The sequence below is a fragment of the Azospirillum sp. TSH100 genome (genome assembly GCF_004923295.1).
Taxonomy (GTDB): domain Bacteria; phylum Pseudomonadota; class Alphaproteobacteria; order Azospirillales; family Azospirillaceae; genus Azospirillum.
The window spans coordinates 13,426-35,276 of sequence record NZ_CP039641.1; the positions used below are offsets into that span (position 1 = coordinate 13,426).

Genomic DNA, 21,851 nt, shown 5'->3' on the forward strand with positions numbered 1-21,851 from the left:
CCCGCGACCAACGGGAAAGAGGCTGCCCCTGACCGGGGCGGCAGGACGGCACGCGCGGGCCGCGGGCGGGCGTTTGGTCGGCGCCCGCCCATCCATCGCGCATATCCGACCAACCGACCAATGGGATTTTCGCCATGAAGGATCTGCTGAACACCTCCGACGCTCTCGACGATCTGCTGGTGGACGAGGACGTGCTGGCCAACGGCCGCTGGGTCCGTCCCGATCCGGACCGCGCCCTGCGCATCCGGACCAAGCCGCTGGGCGACGACTACACCGACATGCAGGCCCGCCTGCAGCGCAAGGCGGCCCAGGGCTTCGGCGGCGACACCTCCCGCCTGCCGGCGGCGCTGAAGCGCCAGATCAACGCCAAGTGCCTGATCAAGCACGCGCTGATCGACGTCGAGAATTGCGTGGTCCGCGGCCAGACCCTCGATTTCGAGGGCTTCTGCACCCTGATCCAGGAGCCGCAGGGCCAGAAGCTGCTCGGCCTCGCCTTCGTCGCCGCCAACATGGCGACCGAATCCGACGCCGACGAGATGAAGGAAGCGGAGGGAAACTAACGGCCGCGCTGCGCGATCACCTCAACCGCAAGGCGGCCAACAACGACCTGTTGGCCGACCTGGCGGAGGAGGAACCCGACGCAGCGGAGATGGTCGCCGACCTCCTGGCGGAGGAAGGCGAGGCGGTCGACCCCCTGCCCTGGACCAGATGGGCCTGGCGCGCCTGGCACGCCCTTGCCGACGACCGCCAGTGGCGGGCCGGCGGCATGGGACCGGCCATGCCCGGCAACATCCCGTGGTCGGTCGCGCGCATCTACGCCGCCGATCACGGGCTCCACTTCCCCACCCTGTTCCGCCTCCTGCGCGCCATGGACGCCGTCCATGCCGAGTGGTGGACGGACAAGGTGAAGGCCGAACAGGCGAAGACGGAAACCGAGGACTGACCATGGCCAAAGCTGCCGTCTTCGCCCACCGGCTCGATCTCTTCATCGACCGCACCCTGTCGCCGGAAGCGCAGTCCCGGCGGTTGGCCGAGGCGGCCAGGACGGCGGCGGGAAAACTGATCGCCGACGGCCGCGCCTCCTCCTCCTACCGCCGCTTCGTCGACGGCCGGGAGGGGGCGGACGAGGACAGCGTGGCGCCGGCCCCGGTCGGAAAGATCGTCTACCGGTTCAACCACATGGGGGCGGTCGCCACCTTCGCCCTGTCGTTCCTGAAGAACCGCAGCCCGGCCGCCTCGGGCCTGCCGGCGCGCCCGAAGAACGGCAAGCACGGGGCTTATCGCGACAGTTTCTGGATCGGGGTGAACGGCCGGGCCATGCCGGCGGCCGCCTTCGACGCGGACCTGGTGCCGCCCGGCGCCGAGCTGGTGGTCTACAACATCAACGCCTACAGCCGGAAGGTCGACGTCCAGCTGGTGGGCGGGAAGTCCCTGTCCTACAGCGTCCCCCCCGGCATCTTCGACGATGCCGTGAAGGCGATCCGCAGCCGCTACGGTGTGCTGGTCGACGTCCAGCGCGTCTACAGCATGCGCTTCAGCGGCCAGTACATCCTGCAGCAGGAACAGCGCCACCGCACCGGCCGCTATGCCGGCCGCTCGCGCAACCGTCGCGGCAAGCCGGTGGAATCCCCCGCCCTGATCATCAAGCCGCGCCAGTGAGGCACCCATGACGTCACAGGTCGAAAGCCTCAGCGTCGGCTATGAGGATCACGCCTCTGCCGGCGCCAATGCGGCGGCCAACGCCATCAAGCGCGTGGGTGAGGAGGCGCAGACCACCGAAACCCGGGTTGCGCGCGTCAGCAAGACGGGCGAGCAGCTGGCCAAGTCCTTCGGCGATGCCGAACGGCTGGCGGCGAAGGTCGCGGCGGCAACCAAACAGTTTCGCCAGGCGCTCGAGGACCTGGACCGCTCCGAGCTGTCCCTGGCGGACAAGGAGAAGCTCCGCGCCAACATCCTGGCCCAGCAGGAACAGGCGGTGCAGCGCGTCACCGCCCAGCATGAGCGCTATCTCGCCGGCATGCGGGCGATGGAAGCCGCCTCCGATGCCCAGACTGCCGGCATGGCGGCCGCCACCGCGGCGGCCGGCAGCTGGGCCGGCGCCCTGGCGGACATCTACGCCGTCGCCGGCAGCGTCACCAGCGGGGTCAACGGCACCGCCCGCGCCCTGCAGGCGATGAATGCCGACTTCCAGGCCGGCCGCGCCAGCTTCGCCGAATGGACGGCCGCCGCGCGGGGCCTGGAAGCCTCGCTGCGCGGGGTCAGCGCGGCGCAGAAGGCGATCAACGACAGCGTCGGCCTGTCCCGCCAAACCGCCAACACCGCGACGATCGGGCAAACCCGCTATGCCGTGACCGGTCGGGGCGCCTCCAACGGCACGTCCCTCACCTTCGGCGATGACGGCTCCGCCGAGCGGCTCCACGACATCGAGGCGGCCTTCGCCGCGGCGGATGCGGAGGTGGAGGCCTACCGGGTGTCGCTGGGGCTGGTCGACGCCGCCCAGCGCAAGTATCAGGCCGGACTGACCGAGCTGCAGGCGGTGATCCGCCGCGCCGGCGTCGACGAAGCCGAGGCCACCCGCCTGCTGACCGCCTATGCCGCCGCCAACGATCCGGCGGCGAAGGCGGCGAAAACCACCGCGGCCGACAACGAGAAGCTGGCCGCCTCCTACAAAGCGGTGATGGCGTCGATCGACCCGGCGGTCGCGGCCCAGCAGCGCTATGACCGGGCCGTCGCAGATCTGCGCGCCGGTGCCGCGGCGGCCGGCCGGTCGGAGGAGGAACTGGCCAGCGACATCGAGCGGCTGACCGCCGTCCTGTCGCCGGCGGCCGTCGCCACGCGCAAGGAAGAGGAGGGGCTGCGCGACCTCGCCAGCACCCTGGATAAGAATTTCCGGGCGACCGACAAGCTGGCGCAGCAGCAGGCGCTGCTGGACAAGGCTTACCGCGACGGCATCGGCACCACCCGGCTGTCGCAGGCCGAATACCAGACCCTGTCGGCCGCGCTGAAGGAGCAGCACGAACTGGCCACGCGCAGCGCCACCAGCACCAAGCTGGCAGCGCATGAGATGACCAATCTCACCTACCAGATCCAGGATGCGGCGGTGCAGCTCGCCGGCGGGCAGAACCCGCTCCTGATCATGATGCAGCAGGGACCGCAGGCCACAGGTGCCGTCGGCGGGCTGACCCGCGCCATGGCCCTGCTGGTGTCGCCGACCACGCTGGTGGTGCTGGGGATCACGGCAGTCGTCGGCGCCCTCGCCCTGGTCTCCGCCCGGGCGATCTCGATCAGCGGGCAGACGCGCGAACTCAACACCACGATGCGCGCCTACGGCACCACGGCCCAGGCGACGGCGGCGCAGCTGCGCGACGTCGGCAAGGCCCTCTACGAGGGCGGCGCCGGCAAGGATGAATCCTTCGCATCGGCCAAGGTGCTGGCATCGACCCGCGGCATCAGCGCCAGTATGGGCCGCGAACTGGCCCAGCTGGGCAGCGATATGACGGCTGGTCTGGGTGGCAAGGTCGATGACGCGGTCAAGGACCTGACCAAGCTGGCCACCGAGGGCTATCCGGCCATCGTGAAGCTCCAGGAGGCGATCGGCATCCTGACGCCGGCGGAGATGGCGGCGGTCCGGACCATGTCCGAGCATGGCCGGCAGGCGGAAGCCCTGGGGATCGTGCTGGACGCCCTGCACCGCCGCTTCGACGGCATGCGCAAGGACGCCATGTCGCCGGCCGCCGAGGCGATGCACGAGCTGGGCGTCCAGTTCGACCGCCTGATTGAGGCTGCGGCGACCAGCAGCATCGCGATCCGCGTCACGGTGGCGCTGTCGGACGGCTTCAAGGCGATGGCCGATTTCATCCAGAACCCGACGTTGGAGGGGTTCGGGAAGATCGCGAAGATGGGCGCCTATGTGGCGTCGCCCGGCGGCACGATCATCGGCTCGTACATCGCGGACCGGCTGTTCGGCGAAGAGGACGCTGCAGCCCTGCAGCAGCGGATCACCGATGCGAAGACGCGGCTGGACGGGCTGATCGCCGACACGACCATCGACCCGGTGACGTTGACCCAGGAGGTCGACCGCGCCCGGGCCGACATCGCGACGCTCGAGAAGCGCCTGGACGAGGTGACCAAGCGGGCGGCCGGGGCCAAGGCATCCACCGCGGCGGCTGCGCCATCGGGTCCCGTGCCGGCGCATCGCGCCGCCAACGACGTATCCAGCGAGACGGCGGCCTGGATCGCACAGCAGGCGAAGGGGCGCGAATATGTCGACGCCCAGACGCACGCGGTCGACCGGCTGTCGCAGTCGTTGCAGGGCAATGCGGTGCAGCGCGCCCTGGCCACCGCGGCGCTGAAGGCCGAGGACGAGATCAGCAAGGAACGCCTGGAAGGGCTGAACGCGGAGAACATCCGCATCCAGCGCCGGCGCGAGGCGCTGCTGCAGCTCCAGGTCGGCATCGACGACACCAACCGGGCCGCGGCGGGGGAGGTTGCCGGCAACGAGCTGCTGGCGCAGGCCTACGGCCGGTCGACCGCGGCGGTGCGGGACGCCGAGATCCAGGCAAAGGCCCTGGCCGAGGCGGCGCGCGGCACCATCGAGCCGTATGACGCCATCGTCGCGCGCCTGAAGGCCGTCGACGATGCCCAGCGCAAGGTCCAGGCGGCGCAATTCGACGCCACGCTGCGCCAGCAGACCGAGGACGCCAAGCGGCTGGCGGAGGCCTGGGGCAAGGGGGCGGAGGCGGCGCACGAGGCCGGGCTGGCGAACGAGGCCCTGGCGGAGGCCCGCAAGCGCGGTCTCGACCCGACCCAGGACGCCGGTCAGATCAAAGGCATCGCCAGCGGCATTCTGGCCCGCGACACGGCCCAGCGGGCGCAGGATTTCGCCCAGATGGCGGCCGAGCAGCGCCGGGCCGTGGACTTGGCCAACGCCGAATACGCCATGCTGGGCCAGTCCAACGCCGAGCGGGCCAAGGCGGTGGCGATCCTGCAGACCACCAACACGCTGCGCGACAAGGGGGTCGACCTCACCGACGCCGGCACCCAGGCCTATATCCGCCAGCAGGGCGAACTGGCCCGGGTGCAGTCGGTGCTGCAGGATTCCGCCCAGCAGGCCGCCAACATCAGCCAGCCGATCACCCACGCCGTCGAGGACATGATCGTCGGGGTGAAGAAGCTGGGCGATGCCGGCAAGGCGCTGATCGAGGACATGAAGCGCGTCGCCGCCCGCGCGCTGATCACCAAGCCGGCCGAAACCTGGCTGACCGGGACGCTGACCAAGCTGATGTCCGGGCCCATCGCACCGGCGAACGACAACACGCCCAAGCCGGCCAACGATCCGGGCGCGCTGGACCGCATCGTCGGCAGCGTGACCAACGGGCTGGGCTCGTCCGCCGCCAATGCCATGTGGGTCCAGGTCGCCGGCGGCGCCGCGGCACTGAACATGGCGCCGATGGCCGGCAGCGCGCCCATGCCGGTGGCCATCGCCGACGGCGGCGCCATCGTCGACACCATCCGGTCGGAAGCCCGGGCCCAGGGCGTGCCGGAGGAGGTGGCGCTCGCCGTCGCCAAGATCGAGAGCAACTTCCGCCAGACCCGCGCCGACGGCTCGCTGCTCCGCTCCGACGCCGGCGCACAGGGCGTCATGCAGCTGATGCCGGGTACGGCACAGTGGCTGGGCGTCGATGCCAGCGACACACGCGACAACGTCCGCGGCGGCATCAAGTATCTGGCGATGCTGGGGCGGCAGTTCGGCGGCGACTGGACGATGGCCGCGGCCGCCTACAACGCCGGCCCGACCCGGGTGCAGCAGTACATGAAGGGCGACCGGGCCCTGCCGGCGGAGACGGTCACCTACATCGAGCGCTTCGGCGCCACGGTGAAGACGGTGGGGACCGACGTTTCCTCCCTCGGCACCCGGGTGGGGGGCGTGACGAAGGCGCAGGAGGATGCGCTGCAGGCCCAGCTGGACGCCGCCAACGCGGCGAAGAGCGCGGCCGGCAGCACCCAGGACCTCAACGCCTCGCAGTCGGCCCTGGTGGCCTCGGTGCTCGGCACCGCGACGGCCAACGACAACGCAGCCACCACCATCGAGGTGCAGTCGCGCGCCATCAGCCACATTGGCGAGAACGCGATCTCGGCGGCCGACCATCTGGACGATGCGGCCGACGGCGCCAAGGCCCTGGCGCGGGCCTCGGACTCCGCCGGCGGGACCCTGGTGGCGGGGGCACAGGCCGTCTACAGCGGCTTCTCCAACGCAATTTCCGGCATCTGGAATTGGGTCGCCGGTCTGTTCAGCAGCGGCAGCGGCCAGACCGCGGCGGGCACGGCCTCCGGATCGGCCACCACCGTCGCCGGCGCGGGCAACCTGCTTTCATCGGCCTCCAACATCATCAGCCTGGGCAAATCCGGCTACCAGCTCCTGCAGGGCGGTGCCGGCGCCAGCTGGGCGAATGCAGCCACCTCCTTCGCCCAGTCGTCCATCGGCGGGGCGCTGGGCCTGTCCACCAGCGGGCAGGCGGCAGCAGCAGCAGCCGGCGCACAGTCCGCCACCGCGGCGGGCGTCATGGGTGTGCCGGGCGGCGTGACCGCCGGCACGCCGGTGCTGACCAGCGCAGGGTCCGGGCTGGCCAGTGCGGCCGGCACCATTGGCGCGGCGATGCCCTACGGTGTCATCGGCGGCTTTGGCGGCACGATGGTGGGCAACGCCACCGGCTCCAAGGCCCTGGGCGCGCTGTCGGGCGCGGCCATGGGTGCCGGTGCGGCCGGCCTCGGCGCCAGCATCTGGGGGATGGGCGCGGTCGGCGGCCCGTGGGGCATCGTGGCGGCCGCCGCCATCAGCGCGATCATGGCGGCGCTGGGCACCCAGAAGCCCACCGTGGGGCCGACGGCGAGCGCTGACATCACCATCAACACCGGCGGCAAGTCGGCGACGTCGGGCAACTACCTGACCGACAACGATGGTGACCCCAAAGCCGCCCAGCAGCTGGGGTCCGCCTTCTCTGCCATCTTCACGGCGGCTGCCTCTGGCGGCGGCACCCTGGCGAAGAATTTCGGGATCGGCCAAACTGCGGCGAAGGGGCTCTATGTCGCCGGCAGTGTGCCCTATAAGGAGTTCGGCAAGGGCGATGACGCCCTGGGCAACCTCCTGCGCTACACGCTGCTCGAGCAGGGCGGCCTGACCAGCGCCGGCCCGAACGTTCTCAAGGCGATCCAGAACACCAAGGCGACGTCCTACGAAGACGCTGCCAAGGACATCGGGCTGGGCGCCTCGATCGACGCCGGCATCACGGCCCTGTCGGAGTTGGACAAGACGCTGGGCGGCGTCACCCATGCGGCCAAGCTGGCGACGGCCGAGAGCCTGAAACCGATGCTCGAGGAGCTGGACCGCGCCAAGAAGCTCGGGATCGGCGACAGCTACGTCGGCCTCGCCACCGGCCAGCTGAAATCCTACCTCGAGCAGCTGAAGAACCCGGTCGACTACACGACGGTCGAGCAGTCGATGGCGACGCTGACCGGGCAATTCCAGGCGCTGCGCGAGGCCGCGGTGCAGCTGGACCCGGCGCTCGCCACCACGGTGGACCAGATCGAGGCGGAGACGCGGGCGCGGGTCAAGAAGGAGGCTCAAACGGAAGCCCGGCGGCTGCTGAACACCGCCTCCGACCACGAGTTCCTCAACCAGATCGAGGACCTGGGCACCACCCGCGACAAGAACGCGCGCAATCTGGCTGCCGCCGGGGTCGACATTTCGGCGGCCGGGGACATCTTCAACGCGGCCCTGACCAACCTGCTGACCGACCTGAAGCCGGCGGAACTGGACCTTGTCACCAAGACCTTCGGCGGTGACATCGGGGCGCTTGCCCAGGCCCTGAAGACCACCGGCAAGGCTGCCGTTGAGGCGGCTGCCAACCTGCGGGCCTACACCGCTGACCTGAACAGCCGGCTGCAGGCGGCCGTCGGCAACGACCGCGGGTCTGGGCTGCTGGCACTGGACCAGCAGCAGGCGGTGGAGCTGGCCCAGGCCCGCAGCAACGGCTACGACACCTCGCTGCTGACGTTGGTGCAGCGCGCCGAACGCGGCAACAAGGCGTTCACCTTGGCCCAGACCGACGTCCTGGCTTGGTACGATCAGGAGATCACCGCGCGCCAAACCTTCATAAGCGACCTCCAGGAGGGCGCGCTGAAGGTGTCGCAGGCGGCCAAGCAGTTCTCTGCCGCCCGCGATGCCCTGGCCATCAGCCAGGACGCGCCGATCTCGCCGCAGGAGCGTCTCGACGAGGCCAAGCGCCAATGGGATGTGGCCCTGCAGATTGTGCGGTCGACCACCGCCAGCGACACGGATAAGGACACCGCCCGGTCGACGCTGATCAGCCTGGGCCAGACGCTGACGACCCTGGAGAAGGAGAACAGCGGCGGCACCGCCCGCACCCTCTACGACATGGTGCTCGGTGTGGAGCGGGAACTCGGCACTGTGGCGCCGGACAGCGCCGCAGCGACAGCCGAGACCCAGCTGAAGACAGCACAGGACCAGCTGAAGGAGCTTCAGAAGGCTCGGACCGAGGCGGCGAACGTCGGGCAGCGCCAGCTCGGCAGCCTGTCTGACCTGAAGAGCGTCATGGATCAGTCCTACGCCGTCTGGCAGGCGGCGCTGACGCCGCTGCAACGGCTTACCGGCACGACGTCCGGAACGACGCCCGGTACGACGCAGCCGACCACAGTAAATTCCACCCGCTATGCTGCCCCCACCGCGGTGCAGGCCGATTGGGACAGCCTGTCGGCCGGGCAGCAGCTGGCCGTCACCAGACAGATCGGGTGGCAGGGGGGCATCGACGAGTCGCTGAACATCTGGCTCGCCACTACCGGCGGCAAGGCGAGCAGCTTCGAGACGGCGGTCACGACGATCGCGGACAAGCGGCGGCGCCTGCTCGCCTTCAGCAATGCGGACATCGAGACCAACTTCGGCGGCATGTCCGACATCCAGGCGGAGCGGGCGCGCAACCCCGGATTCAATCTGGCGCAATGGTTCCGGGATTTCGGCATCGATGAGGTGCTGACTGGCTCGCGACACATCCCTGGTTTTGCCACCGGCACCCTGGCCACGCCGCCCGGGGCAATCTGGGTGGGCGAGCGCGGGCCGGAGCTGCTGTGGCAGGGCGGCGGCGCCGCCATCGCCAGCTCGGCCGACAGCATGCGGATTGCCCATGCCTACGATGCCGTGGTCGCCAACGACCGGTACCCGTCGTCCGTCACGCCGATCACGCCGCCGGCGCGCCCGGTGGTGTCGGACCAACGGGAAATCCTGGCCGAGCTGCGGCTGCTCAACGAGACGGTCCGGAAGATCGCCGCCGGGCAGTTCGAGGTCGAAGGCGATGCGCAGGACCAGCGCGACAAGCTGATCAGCGCGCTGCTGAAGGCGATCGCCGGGCTGAAGGCCGAACTGGCCGATTTGAAACCGGCCCGGGCTGCATAAGGGAGCATCCATGGACGTCCACCTCTACGACCTGGTGGCCTACCACATGGCCACCGGGCACCAGCATCGCTGGCACCTGTGCGCCGGCTCGGTGGCCTACCAGTCGCGCAGCGACGACGATCCGGCAGCCGTGACCTGGTTGCCGCTGGTCGGGCAATGGCCGACCGTCACCGTCTCGGCGGCGGCAACCGATGCCAAGGCCCAGATCGACGATCTGAGGCTGATCAACGTCCGGATGGCGGAGCTGGACCAGTTGCCCCGCTACGCCTCGGTCTACGACATTACCGCCGGCGTCTGGCTGCGGCCGCAGCTCGGCATCCGGCCGCTGAACCTGCTGCTGACCGACTACATCGTCCAGTCGGTTACCGAGCGGGTGGTCGATGACGCCGCCCCGCTGTCGACGGCGGTGACCATCTGGCGGGCCAAAGCCGGCCTGATCGTGCCGGACCAGACCGAGCTGAAGCTGCCGGTCTATGACAGGCAGCTGGACTTCGACACGCCGATCCAAAAAGACGGTGCGAAATACCTTGGGACCGGCGGGTACGAAGGGCCGGCGACGCTGAAGAACACCTTGAAGGAGCGGTGTTTCGGCCATTGCCTCTTCGTGCAGCCAACCTACCTGGGCGTGATCGACTTCGGGGCGGCTGCCGGCGGCCTGCTGCATGTGTGGTCGGTCAACGGTGGGCAGGCGATCAACGACGTGCCGCGGGGATGGTCGAAGGGCGTCGCCGTCTCCAAGACGGCCGGCGTCCCAGCCTCCAACCAGCTCCGCGTCGATGCCGCCACCGGCATGATCCACACCGCCGTGAAGTACGAAGACTTCCGGGTCGAGGTGCAGGGCGATAAGACCGGCGGCACCTGGCGCCGGTATATCGGCGAGGTGATCGCCTTCCTGGCGGTGCAGCATGGGGGGTTGGCCACCACAGCCGACGTCAGCGGCATGGACGCCGTTCCCCGGACGATCGGCCTCTATCTGACGGCCGGCGCCGGCACCACCCACCGGGATGCCTATGGCAAGCTGGTGGGCAGCGTGGCGCGCGGCCGCTGGTACATCGACCGCGACGATGACCGGATCGTGGTGACGCGGCTGCCGCGCGCAACCGGGGTGACACCGGCGCGCAGCTACAGCAAGGCCACCGGCGCCACCCCCGGGCTCAAGCCCCGCTCCACCAGCAGCGTGGTGCCGACCAAGACGGTGACGGTGCTGTATGCCGAGAACCCGTCCCCCTCCGATGCGGCGCCTAATTCCACCCCGGCGGATGCGGCGCTGTGGACCCAGCAATGGCGGGAATCGATCACCGTCACCGATCCTGTCATCGCCGCCGCCTACGGCATCTCCGGCAAGGTGGAGCGCATTGAGACGCACCTGACCCTGCAGGCCGACGCGGATGCGGAAGCCCCCCTCTGGCTGGCGGAGAAGGCCAATCCGCCCCGGGCCTATGAACTGCGGGTGCGCGACGGCGCGCCCGGGCTGTGGATCGGCGCCGGCGTCTCGATCACCGATGACATCGCCGGCTTCGAGGCCGGCGCCACCGCGGTGATCGCCGGCCGCACCAACCGGGACCGCGGCGGCGGGGCCACCCTCTCTGTGGAGCGCTGATCGATGGCAGCACTGACCGGCTTCATGGCCGACCGCAACGAGGTGGTGAACCCGGCCGGGAAGAACCCCTGCACCATCACCAGCAACGCTGTCTGGGAGGTCACAGGCCCTCTGGACGCCATGAAGGGTTTCCCGCTGGGGGACCGGGCGGTGTCGAAGCGGACGGGGACCAGGACGGACCCTGTCTGGATCCGCTTCGAGTGGGCCTCCCCCATCTACATGAGCTATGGCGGGCTCTATGAGACCAACCTGCGGCAGTCGGCCTATTGCCGCATGCAGGGCTTTGCCGACAGCGACCTGCAGGTCGAGCGGGCCACGACCCGCAATGCCATCGGCCGCGATCGCCGCGTGGTGCCCAGCTTGACCGACCCGAAGAAGCTGCGGGCCGGCGCGCCGAACTGGCTGCGCGGCGACCTCGATCCGCGGGACGAGCAGCTCTACCCGAAGGACATCCATGTCCGGGTGCCGCTCTGCCGGGTCAAGGTGATCGTGTGGACGCTCTGGGGACCGGCGGCAAAGCCCGACGGGTCTGACGACACCGGCTACCGGATCGGGCTGGCCTGGGCCGGCGATGGCCTGTCCTTCGTCCGCCACGTCGGCTCGAGCGGCGAAGGCGTCAAGAGCAACGACGAGCGGATCGAAATGCCGGGCGGCTCGGTGTGGGTCGAGCCCGGCATCACCAAGCGCATGGTCACCATCGAGCGCCGCGTGGTCGACAAGTCGCTGCGGGATGACCTCTTCGACATGGCGATGCGCTCGGGGAAGCGGAATCCGTTGGTCTGGCTGCCGAACGCCAAGCCCGCCGACTGCTTCCGCTATGGCGGGCTTTTCCGCCGCGTGGATGACCACACCGGCACCTATGTGGCCAGCCGCTACACCTCCGCGAAGATTGAACTGGAAGGGTGGAGAGAATGACGATCGACGATGCAACCCTCGCCGCTTCGGCCGATCGGCTCGGCAAATACAACCTGGACCCCTACAACGAAACCTCCAACCCCTATGGCCTGGCCGATGTCGGCGGCGCCGACAACAACATCGAGCAGGCCTTCGGCGACGTCGCCACGGTGGGCAAGGCAACGGCGGAGCGTGCTGCGGCCGCCAAGGCCAACCAGGACGCCTCCGCCGCCAGCGTCCTGGCCGCGGCCGGAAGCGCTGCGGCCGCGGATGCTGCCCGGGTGACGACCCAGGGGCTGCGGGACCAGACGCAGGCTCTGCGCGACGCCACTGCGGCTGACCGGGTGCTGGCGCAGAGCTATGTCGGAACGGCGCAGAACGTGATCGTGCCTGCGATCAACTACCGGCTGGCGAGCGCGTGGGACACCGCCGGCAATGCCACGGCCTACACGCTGACCGGCGTCGTGGCGGTCTACCGCTATGATACCCGGCTGGACTCGGACTTCGGCCGTTGGCGTAAGGGACGGGTGGCGCGGGCGAGCACTTGGTATCAGGAGGCGCTGAACACCAGCGTGCGGGGGGCGAAAAGAGAGTTCCCCGTGGTCGCCCTGATCGTTGCTACGGCGTCTCTGGTGGTGATCTACGACGCTCTGGATCTGGACAGCAATCTCAGCCCGCGCATGTGGATGGTGTTCGCCAACGGCAACGGGGCGCTTCCCATCGCGGCGGTGGCGAACCATGCCATCACCAGCATCTCGGCGCGCAACGGCCTGATTTACCTGGGCATGGCGATCAGCACCGGCACCGCGATCATCGGCATGCCGTTCCTGGACATGCTGAAAGACCGTTCCGGCCGCATCACTGCCAGCGGGATCTGCTATCGCACGCTCGGGCTGGCGAACCGGGGCGCCACGGTATCCCTGGAAACCAGCTACGCCACCCCAGCGATCGTCCATAACTCTGTCGTTTGGGTGGACCTCCGCGTGCTGCCCGGTGCCCCGCTGGACCCTGTCTCGCGCCTGCCGGTGCCAACGGTCGCTGTGGCTACGCCGACCGGCACTTCGGTAATCCACCCCACCGGGTTGGTGGCCAACGTCACGGGTTACGGTGGGCACGCCCGGTGTGTGCTGACCAACAACGACTTGTGGGTGTATCGCCAGACAGCGGATGACGGCCGTGGTGTCGTCTATCGGATGCGCATCCCCTACGCCGCTGGGGCCACTGCCACCTACGGCTATCTGCCAGGCACCGTCCCTGGCCTGCTGTCTGCGACGGCCTTGGGGTCACATCGTCCCAATTTCGCCGTCTGGTCTGACGGGTGGGCGCGCGGTGGTGACACCGGTTTGTCCGTCGTCGTTGACGACGCCGGAAACCCCGCCAACAGCCTGTTTGCGAACATCACGAAGGATTACGCCACCGGTTGGATGCCAGGTGATACGCGGCTGGCGACGCTGTGCGAGGGCGCGGGGACCAATGGAGCGAGCGGCGGGGAACTGATCGTTAATGGTGACTTCAGCGCGGGAACGGCCAATTGGGCTTCCATGGCAGGCGCGGAGGCCGGCACGCTTTCCTCAGTATCTGGGGGTCTTCGCGTGGTTCCCACGGGGACTTGGGGGGCTGGCTTTCAACAAGTCACCACGGTCATTGGCCAAACATACACGGTCTCGTTCGATGTCGTGGCCTTGGCTGGCGTGCTTGCCACCATTCGCATCCGAGATAGCGGAGGCGATGTTGCGATGATCGGTCCCGGAGGGCTGGACTCGCCCGCCCTGGGGCGTCGTACGCTGACCTTCGTTGCCCGCCAGACTGCAACCAACGTCTGCTTGTTTGCAAACGGCGGGTCTGCTGATTTCGACAATGTGACGTGCCGAAAGACCGGCACGTTCAGCGACGTGGTGACCGGCTCCGGCGACGTGATTACCAATGGTGATGGCACCACCACCACCGGGTGGACTGCGGCCAACAGTGCCGCTCTCTCTGTCGCCAGCGGCTATATTCGCGTCACCAACGGGGCGGCATCCCCAGGCCAGTCGCGCCAGACCCTCACCACGGTCCCTGGTGAAACGTATCTCATCACCTTCACGTGGAGTAACGGCACCTCGACCAATGCCCCAGGCGCACTGCTTGGGACGAGTGCCGGCATCGCCGACCTTGGCCTGATCGTCGGGACCGGTTCGGCCGGTTCCGTCTCAGGGCAGTTCAAGGCAGTGGGAACGATCACCTATTTGTCGTTCCAGGGAGACGCAACGTCAGGCCACTATTTCGATGTGAAGGCGATCAGCTGCAAACAGGCAGTCCCTGATCGCAGCTACAAAGGCAAGGCGCTTGTTACCGTTGGAACGCTGACCCGGACGCTTCTGGCGTCCACCAGCGACCAATACGAATACAGCGGCTTCAGCTCCGCCTCCTACTTCGACCAGCCCTACAACCCGGATCATGATCCGGGGACTGGCGATCTGGTGATCCGCCTGCGCGGGGGCGCCAGTGTTGCCAATGGATATTACCTGGATCGAGACAGCTCCGGCGGCACCAGCGCGCGGTTCAGCATCGCCGCCAACTTCAACAAGGCGGCATTCCTCATTCACGACGGCACGAATGGGGTCAGTCTGATTAGCGCCACTGATTTTGCCGGCGGGGCTCGCCACGTCTGGACGTTCATCATTCGCCGCGCGACGCAGACGGCGGAGATCTGGTGCGACGGTGCTCTGGACGCCTCCACCAGCTGCGCCGCTGTCGGCAGCCTGACCAACACTGCGGCCCGGCTGCGGGTGGGAGAACGTGTCGCGGCATCGGCTCCGGCACCGGGGCTGGCCGTTTCGATGCTGCGGATCGGCACCTACGCCCCGACGCCGGCGCAGATCCGGAAAATGGACGCGGACGAGATGGCCGCCGCCGCGGGCAAGATGATGCTGGGCGGCACCAGCAACAACGTGCAGGCCATGGCATTCGATGATGATGCTGGCCTGCTGACAGTCGCCACGGCCGATGGCATGGACCAACTCTCCGGGCTTCGCCGCATTGCCCATATCAGCGCCTTTTCGCAGAGCACCGGCGCTGAGAAGGTATCCAATCCCGGCGGACCATTCACGGCCACTACCGGATGGTCCTTCTCAAACGCGACCCCCTCAGTCGTGAACAGTGAAATCAGGCTGACCCAGGTCAGCACATCGAATTGGGGAGAGGGCCGGGTAGACATTTCGGTCACGCCGAACAAGCCGCTGGTGGTGACGTGCCGGCTGCATGTCGGGACAGCTGCCAGTGCTGACGTGGCGATCTTCGACGGGGCCACTGGTCTCGGGACGCTTCAAACAACCTCGGCCTCGCTGGTTGAGAAGTCGATGCTTGTGACGCCAACCGGCTCCACGCTCACGCTGATCATGCGAAACCAGTCGCTCGTTGCCGGTACCACTTCGGCCTTCGCGCTCGTTTCTGCCAAGGATGTTGGCGCGATCTCAGCGAGCAGTATCGCCTCTGTTTCTGCTGGCGGCGGTGCGCTGCTGATCGGCACCGCCAACGAGGCGGGGGTGGTGACCGATCTGGCATCCATCAAAGACGAGATGCGCCAGCCTGCCGGGCCGGCGAACAGCAACGATCCCGTGTTCGAAGGCTTCACCACCGACGCCACCCCGATGGATTTGGGAAAGGTGTTCGTAAGCGAGGGCGAAACCGTCTTGGTGACGGCCGACGTGGTGGCCACCGAATACGGCCAGGCCCCGACCGAAGGCGCCTCCTACACCGTGCGGGCGCGCGTGCGGCGGAACCTGGGCGGCAACGTCCAGCTGGTTGGATCGGCATTCCACATCACCGTGGACGAAACGACCTCCACTTTGGACGCCACCATCACCGTCGACACCACGGCCCAGGCCTTGTGCCTCAACGTCACCGGCAAGTCTGGAACGCGCTTGGTCTGGCGCGCCCGCCTGCGCCTCGATTGGATCGGAGAAACCCGCAATGCTGCATGACGAATACAAAGACGGCGGGCCATGGCTTCGCCGCTGGCAGCTGGTGGCTGGGCAGCCGCGCTGTCTTGATGACGCTGTGGCGCCCGACCACCCCGATGCCGATGCGATCCGCAACCGTAATGATCGGGTGCGGCAAGCGATCGAGATGGTGGAAGGCTTCGAAGCGGCCCGAATGCTGATCGCCAGGGTGGAGGCGGACGAAATGCCCGCTGAAACCATCACGGTGCCAGTGCTCATCGAAGGGGTGCAGCCGAACCCCGCCCACGCCACCTGGGAGACCGCGGTGCAGCTGCTGGCGAGCACGCCGGACGAACCGCCAGAACTGGTGATGATGGACGGTTTGGGCGAGGTGCCGAATCCCGCCCGCATAGCATGGTGGGCAGCACGGGACGCCGTTGCCAATGGCGAACCTCCCGCCACCATTCCGACGCTGATTGACGGCATCGACGCGCAGCCAAACCCTGCCTGGGTGGCCTATCGGGATGCGCTTTCTCTGGTGAGCGGCGCTGACGACAGCACGCGCGCTCTGGCCCTGCTGCGCGCCGCCACCGAACCTCCTGCCGAGCTGCTGGACGATGGCCAGCCAAATCCTGACCGCGCGGCATGGGAAGCCGCTATCGCCCTGGTGGAGGCGGTCAACGAGCCGATGGAGGCAGAGAGTGCGACTGAATAATCCAGACAGCACCATCACCAACCACGTCCCCTCTGACGCCGGCGGCGCCTATGCCGGCCCGGTGCGGGTCAAGGTCGGCACCGGCACCTTCTCCGGCACGCTGACCCCCAGCGTGGCGCCGACCACCGGCCGGCCGATCTGGCGCTTTCCGGTCAGCGGCAACTGCACGCTGGCGGCCTTGGCCGGCACCGGCTCGCTGGCCAGTGACGAGGCAGTCGCAGGATCTATCTTCCTCACCTTCAGCGGCAGCTACACGGTCACCATTGACGCCAGCTACAAGCTGCCGATCGGCGTCACCAACAGCATCGTCGGGGCGGCCGGCCAGATCTGGCGCGTCGATTTCCAGTATGACAAGAGCGTCGGCCGCTGTTCAGCATCTGCCAGTCAGGAGGCCGCCTGATGGTGTTCCCTTGCGGCATGCTCGGATCGGCCCGCAAGCTGAAGCGGTACGGGCTTCAGATGAAGGGCGCCGGTGCCGGCGGCGGTGGCATCGACACCGGCGGCAACAACGTTGGCGGCTCCGGCAGCGACGGCAACACCGTGCGGATCGACTTCTGGGCCTACCAGGGTGACCAGCTCGCCATCGCCATCGGGCCGCGGGGCACTGCGGGCTACATGCAGCCGTTCAACCCGCTCTCCTCCCCCATCCAAGGCTCGAATGGCGCCGGTCTCGGCGGTGCCCCCAGCGGTGTCGGTCAGAGCGGTGTCGGCGGGCAAGGCGGGGGCGCCACGCGCGCCACGCTCTGGGGAAGGCTGATGGCTGGCGCGGCCGGCGGTGGTGCTGGCGGTGGCGGTGGTCGAAATGTGAGCGGCGGCAATGCCGGTGAGTTCGGGACAAACCCGGCGGCCATGCCCTCTGATGGCAGCGGCCAGGATGGCGCCACGCCATCCGGAGACGGCGGCACCGGCGGCGGCGGCGGTGAGGCCGGCAGCCCCACTGTCTCCGGCGGGCAAGGCGGGCAAGGCGGGCAAGACGACTCCGGTCGCTCCGGCGGCGGCCGGAACGGAACCAATTTCACCGATCCGACCATGACCACGGCGTTCAGCGGCTCGGCCGTGGACCTGTCCGCCTACGGCAAGGGTGGGAACGGAGGCAATCCCTCCACCAACTTTGGCTATCGCGTTGGCGACGGTCAGGACGGGACGAACGGCGTGGCCGTGGTGACCGATTACGAAACCGGTCAGAGCATTACGGTCACCAACAGCCAGGGCGTCACCCTGCCCTGACCGCGCGACAACACTCCAAACCATCATCAATCCGGCGCCCATCGAGGCGCCATTTTCATGTCTGGAGATACCCCATGTTCGACCTGATCTGGCCGGCCATCGCCGGCTGGCTGACCGCGCACGCCCACCAGCTGGGGCTGGCGGCGCTCGCCCTCGGCATCGCCCATCGCGAACGGGGCCAGGGCCACAGCTGGCTCGGCACCACCGGCGCCCGCGTCCTCTTCTGGGCGATGCCGGTCGCCTGCACCGTCTATCTGCTGCTGGCCGGCCTGGCGCTCGATGCCCATGCCGCCCTGCTCGCCGCCGCCTGTGGCGCGGCCGCCTTCGCCGGCATGGCCGGCATCCCCCACGGCGCCGGGCAGAACCTGCGGGTGCCGTGGTCGGTCGACGCCCATACCGCTTGGCCGGCTGACGACAGCTTGTTCGGCATCACCCGGCCGGAGCGCCTGGGCTATCTGCTGGCCGCCAGCATCGTCCGGCTGTGGCTGATCTCGCTGCCGCTGGTGGCCACCCACCCGGCGGCGCTGTGGCTGCCGATCGGCGGCGTCTTCATGCCGATCGGCTACCTGATCGGCACCAGGATGCCGCTGCTGGGCTGGCGCCTGACCCGGGCCACCGAGTGGGGGGAGTTCCTGACCGGCGCCGGCTTCGGCGCGGCGATCGCCACCGTCCTGCTCATCTGACCACTCCCACACCCCGACACCCACAGCCGCCCGGCAGCCCGCCCGGCGGCCTTTTTTATGGAAGGACCTCCCCATGCGTACGCTTCCCCAGGCCGCCGTCGATCTGGCCAAGCAGGCCGAAGGCCTGCGCCTCACCGCCTATCCGGATCCCGCCAGCGGCGGCGACCCCTGGACGATCGGCTATGGCCACACCGGCCCCGACGTCCACCGCGACCTGACCATCACCGCCGATCGGGCCGAGCAGTTGCTGCTTGCCGATCTCGACACGGCCGCGGCCGTGGTCGACCGCGCCGTCACTGTCGACCTGACCGACAACCAGCGCGCCGCCCTGACCCTCTTCGTGATGAACGTCGGCGCCGGCCGGAAGGCCAAGGGCAAGGATGCCGGAAAGGACGGGTTCGTCACCCTGAAGTCGGGCCAGCCGTCCACCATGCTGCGCAAGTTGAACCTTGGTGACGCTGCCGGCGCAGCGGCCGAGTTCGCCAAATGGACCCGGGGTGCCGGCAAGGTGATGCCCGGACTGGTCAAGCGCCGGGCGGCCGAGGCGGCGCTCTTCCTGGCTGACGAAGTCCATCCGGTCAGCCGCGGTGCCGAGCCGGCGCCGGCGCCGGCGCCGGTGACGCGGTCGGCGGCCGGGGTCAGCGGGCTGGGCGCGCTGGGGCTGACCGGTGTGGCGGCGGCGCTGGACCAGGCGCGCGACGTCTCCACCGCCGCCCGAGGCCTGCTCGAGAGCCTGCCCGCCGGCGGGCTGGGCTGGGCGGTGGCGGTGCTGCTGGCGGGCGCCGTGGTGATCCTGCTGCTGCGCCAGCGGGCGGACCAGCGCCGGGCCGCGGCATGATCGCCGCCCTGCTGCGTGGGCTCTGGGGCCGGATCGGCCCCACCCTGCTGATCGTCGGCGCCGTGCTGGCGGCAGTCGCCACCTTCGGCGCCTCGCAGCGCCGCGCCGGTCGCCAGGAGGCGGCGGCGGAATCCACCCAAGAGGCGCTGCGCGCCGCGGAGGTTCGCCATGATGTTGAGGATGCTGTGCGCCGGGATGGCCCTGGCGCTACTGACCGGCTGCGCAACCGCTGGGCCCGGGACTGAGGGCGCCTGTGCCGCCTTCCGCCCGATCTACATCAGCCGGGCCGATCAGTTGAGCGAAGGGACGGCGGAGCAGCTGCTCGAGCACAACGAGACCGGGGCCCGCCTGTGCGGTTGGCGGCCGGCCGGAACGGCGGCGCCGTCGGCCTGATGGCGGACTCGAGAAGGGCTGGCCAACACCGGCCGGCCCTTACCGCTCGGGGGATACCCCCCGGCAGTGCTGCTGGGTGTCTCATGTGAACGAGAGCGGGAGAGAGAGCGAGAGCGGGCGACAACGCGCTGGATGCGCCTGCTGGATGCGAGTGTGGCATCGCAACATCGGCGCCTTGCCGCTTGAATGGAAATTTTTGACCATCGGAAAAAGGTAACATTAGTCACTGATTGAAAAACTTACTCTTAATCTGTTGAAATCGTTTGTTCTTTAGACTGTTCTTATGGGTTAGGATTTGTTAACGCCCAGGTCACGCTGTCACCGAATTTCCCTTCACAAACCTGCTTGAAATCTCATAGCCAAATCAAATGGTTAGTATTTGTGACCGCAGCAGTGACCCCGGTGTGGCACGGAGCCGGTCACAATTTTTAACAGGGAATATCAATAGGTTAGCATCCCGCCGGAATGGCAGGTTTGGGCCGTGACTGATTTCCGAAGCCCCTGGGGGTGGGTTTTCCGGCGGCGGGCCGGTGGTTGATCGATCAACCGCCGGCCCACGAGGTCCTCTGCCGGAACATCCCCAAATGGGAATGTATTCCTTATACACCCATTCTCACCGGCTTACCAGGGGTGGTGCCGGCGATAAAAACGCGACCAAACGGGACAGACGGTCGGGTCTAGGTGTCTGATTTGGACTTTTGTCCTGACCCTATGCGGCCACGGCCGCGGGCATCGGCACCAAGCGGTCCACCGTGGCCTGGCTGACCATGATCTCGCCGGCAGCGGTGGCGATGCCGTCGATCGCCTGTGCGGCGTCCAGCAGGATCCGGACATCGACCCCGTGGCGCATCAGGGTCCGTTTGAAGATGGGGACCGGCATCAGGCCGAGATAGTGGCGGATTCCATGATCCAGCCCGAATTGCTGGACCCCGACGATCAGCGCCTTCAGCGCCGCTTCACGCGCCGCGGCCGGCCGGTTGGCATCGACGGCGATGCGCGACGCCTCCCAGACGTCCGGCCGCTCCGGCGGCGCGTAGGGTAAGAGCTGGGGGAAGACGTCGCGGAGCATGTAGGGTGCGGTGGTCGGCACCAGGCGGCAGACGGCCGCGCAGTTCCCCTGATCCTCAACGATGATGTAGGCCGCCCTCGGGGTGTCGAACTGGTCCCACTCGATTCCGTCGTGGCTGGGGACGTCGTAGCCGAGGCGGCCGATGAAGGCGGCGTGGCGGAGCTGGTGGGATTGGAGCCACAGCTCGCCATAACGGGGGATGGATTTCCACGTAACAGTAACGGTGTGCATGACGATCTCCGTTCATTGGTTGAACGGGGATCGATAATCCACACCAGCGGGCGCAGGGACACACCCGGGTAGGTGCCCTGGCTACAGGGCAACAATTCCGAGCTGGATCGCCTTCAGATAGACCTGGGCCTGGGTGGAGCATTTCAGGCGCTTCTTCGCATCCTTGATGCACCAGTAGACGCCCGGCTTGGACAGAGAGAGCCGCTCGGCGATCTCTTCGACGGACAGGCCGGCCATCGACAGGCGGATCACCGATACCGTGTTGTCGGACAGCCCATGCTCGACGCGGTGCAACTGGCGCACCCGCTGGTAAGCAGCGAAGAAGCCATGGGCGAGCAGCTCCATCCTGTTGCGCTCGGCCGACCCGATCTTCCTCTTATCTCCGCTGGCAAAGCACAGCACATAGCAGCCGGAGATTGCCCGCAGCGGGACCGAGATGCCGGCCCTGAGACCATGTGTCGCAGCATCATCGAAGAAGGTGGGCCGGTACGGTCGCAGCTCGTCCCAGGTTACGGAGTTGAGCGCGTAGGGAGACATCAGGACCACCGGGTCGATCTTGTCGTAACCCTGGGCGAAGTAGTGGCCGATCCAGGCCTCCGGGTAGTTCAGCCGGACCGCCGGCGCCGGGCGGTCGGCGAACGCTTCCGGGTCACCCCATAACGCTCCAAAGGCGTAGTAAGGGTAGCCGATCTCGCTCGCTACGCTTTCAAAGCGTTGAAACAGTTCATCTTCCGAGCTTATGCCCGGGGTGCCTTCAAGGAAGGCCTGGATTGCTTGCCACATCGCCACAGGTCCTTGTCTACTATGAATTTTCA

At 68.1% G+C, this 21,851-nt stretch carries 15 protein-coding genes; 13 read left to right on the plus strand and 2 right to left on the minus strand.

The genetic code is table 11. The features are described 5' to 3' along the window. The first annotated feature begins 134 nt into the window (after nt 1-134). From E6C72_RS31415 to E6C72_RS31475, 13 genes are all read left to right on the plus strand, one after another. Nucleotides 135-560 (plus strand): hypothetical protein, encoded by a 426-nt coding sequence (locus E6C72_RS31415; RefSeq protein ID WP_247875514.1) that lies wholly within the window; start codon nt 135-137, stop codon nt 558-560. A 50-nt stretch (nt 561-610) separates the two neighbouring features. Next, entirely contained in the window at nt 611-943 is a 333-nt protein-coding gene (locus tag E6C72_RS31420) for a hypothetical protein (RefSeq protein WP_247875515.1), read from the plus strand. Nucleotides 944-945: 2 nt separating this feature from the next. Then, nucleotides 946-1,659 carry a hypothetical protein gene (locus E6C72_RS31425; RefSeq protein ID WP_109084579.1) on the plus strand — a complete coding sequence of 238 codons (714 nt, stop codon included), beginning with the start codon at nt 946-948 and terminating at the stop codon, nt 1,657-1,659. A 7-nt stretch (nt 1,660-1,666) separates the two neighbouring features. Continuing rightward, entirely contained in the window at nt 1,667-9,466 is a 7,800-nt protein-coding gene (locus E6C72_RS31430) for a phage tail length tape measure family protein (RefSeq protein WP_109084580.1), read from the plus strand. 10 nt (nt 9,467-9,476) lie between these two features. Further along, nucleotides 9,477-11,066, plus strand: coding sequence for a hypothetical protein (locus E6C72_RS31435; RefSeq protein ID WP_109084581.1), 1,590 nt, complete (start codon nt 9,477-9,479; stop codon nt 11,064-11,066). A 3-nt stretch (nt 11,067-11,069) separates the two neighbouring features. Further along, nucleotides 11,070-11,981, plus strand: coding sequence for a hypothetical protein (locus E6C72_RS31440; protein ID WP_109084582.1), 912 nt, complete (start codon nt 11,070-11,072; stop codon nt 11,979-11,981). After that, the gene (locus E6C72_RS31445) at nt 11,978-15,922 is read left to right on the plus strand and encodes a hypothetical protein (protein WP_109084583.1); all 3,945 of its coding nucleotides are present in this window, start codon (nt 11,978-11,980) and stop codon (nt 15,920-15,922) included. The genes E6C72_RS31440 and E6C72_RS31445 overlap by 4 nt, the downstream gene beginning before the upstream one ends. Beyond that, nucleotides 15,912-16,595 (plus strand): hypothetical protein, encoded by a 684-nt coding sequence (locus tag E6C72_RS31450; protein WP_109084584.1) that lies wholly within the window; start codon nt 15,912-15,914, stop codon nt 16,593-16,595. Before E6C72_RS31445 ends, E6C72_RS31450 begins: the two co-directional genes overlap by 11 nt. Then, nucleotides 16,582-16,995, plus strand: coding sequence for a hypothetical protein (locus E6C72_RS31455; protein WP_109084585.1), 414 nt, complete (start codon nt 16,582-16,584; stop codon nt 16,993-16,995). The genes E6C72_RS31450 and E6C72_RS31455 overlap by 14 nt, the downstream gene beginning before the upstream one ends. Further along, nucleotides 16,995-17,822, plus strand: a complete 828-nt coding sequence (locus E6C72_RS31460; RefSeq protein ID WP_109084586.1) for a hypothetical protein — start codon at nt 16,995-16,997, stop codon at nt 17,820-17,822. Before E6C72_RS31455 ends, E6C72_RS31460 begins: the two co-directional genes overlap by 1 nt. Nucleotides 17,823-17,896: 74 nt before the next feature. Then, entirely contained in the window at nt 17,897-18,505 is a 609-nt protein-coding gene (locus E6C72_RS31465) for a hypothetical protein (protein WP_109084587.1), read from the plus strand. A 73-nt stretch (nt 18,506-18,578) separates the two neighbouring features. Next, nucleotides 18,579-19,343, plus strand: coding sequence for a lysozyme (locus tag E6C72_RS31470; protein ID WP_109084588.1), 765 nt, complete (start codon nt 18,579-18,581; stop codon nt 19,341-19,343). Beyond that, the gene (locus E6C72_RS31475; protein WP_109084589.1) at nt 19,340-19,588 is read left to right on the plus strand and encodes a hypothetical protein; all 249 of its coding nucleotides are present in this window, start codon (nt 19,340-19,342) and stop codon (nt 19,586-19,588) included. The genes E6C72_RS31470 and E6C72_RS31475 overlap by 4 nt, the downstream gene beginning before the upstream one ends. Before the next feature lie 857 nt (nt 19,589-20,445). On the opposite strand, the gene E6C72_RS31485 is transcribed toward E6C72_RS31475, so the two are convergent. Together E6C72_RS31485 and E6C72_RS31490 are read right to left on the minus strand one after the other, a co-directional pair. Continuing rightward, nucleotides 20,446-21,036, minus strand: a complete 591-nt coding sequence (locus tag E6C72_RS31485) for an acyl-homoserine-lactone synthase (protein WP_109084591.1) — start codon at nt 21,034-21,036, stop codon at nt 20,446-20,448. An 81-nt stretch (nt 21,037-21,117) separates the two neighbouring features. Beyond that, entirely contained in the window at nt 21,118-21,819 is a 702-nt protein-coding gene (locus tag E6C72_RS31490; protein ID WP_158280122.1) for an autoinducer binding domain-containing protein, read from the minus strand. Nucleotides 21,820-21,851: the final 32 nt, after the last annotated feature.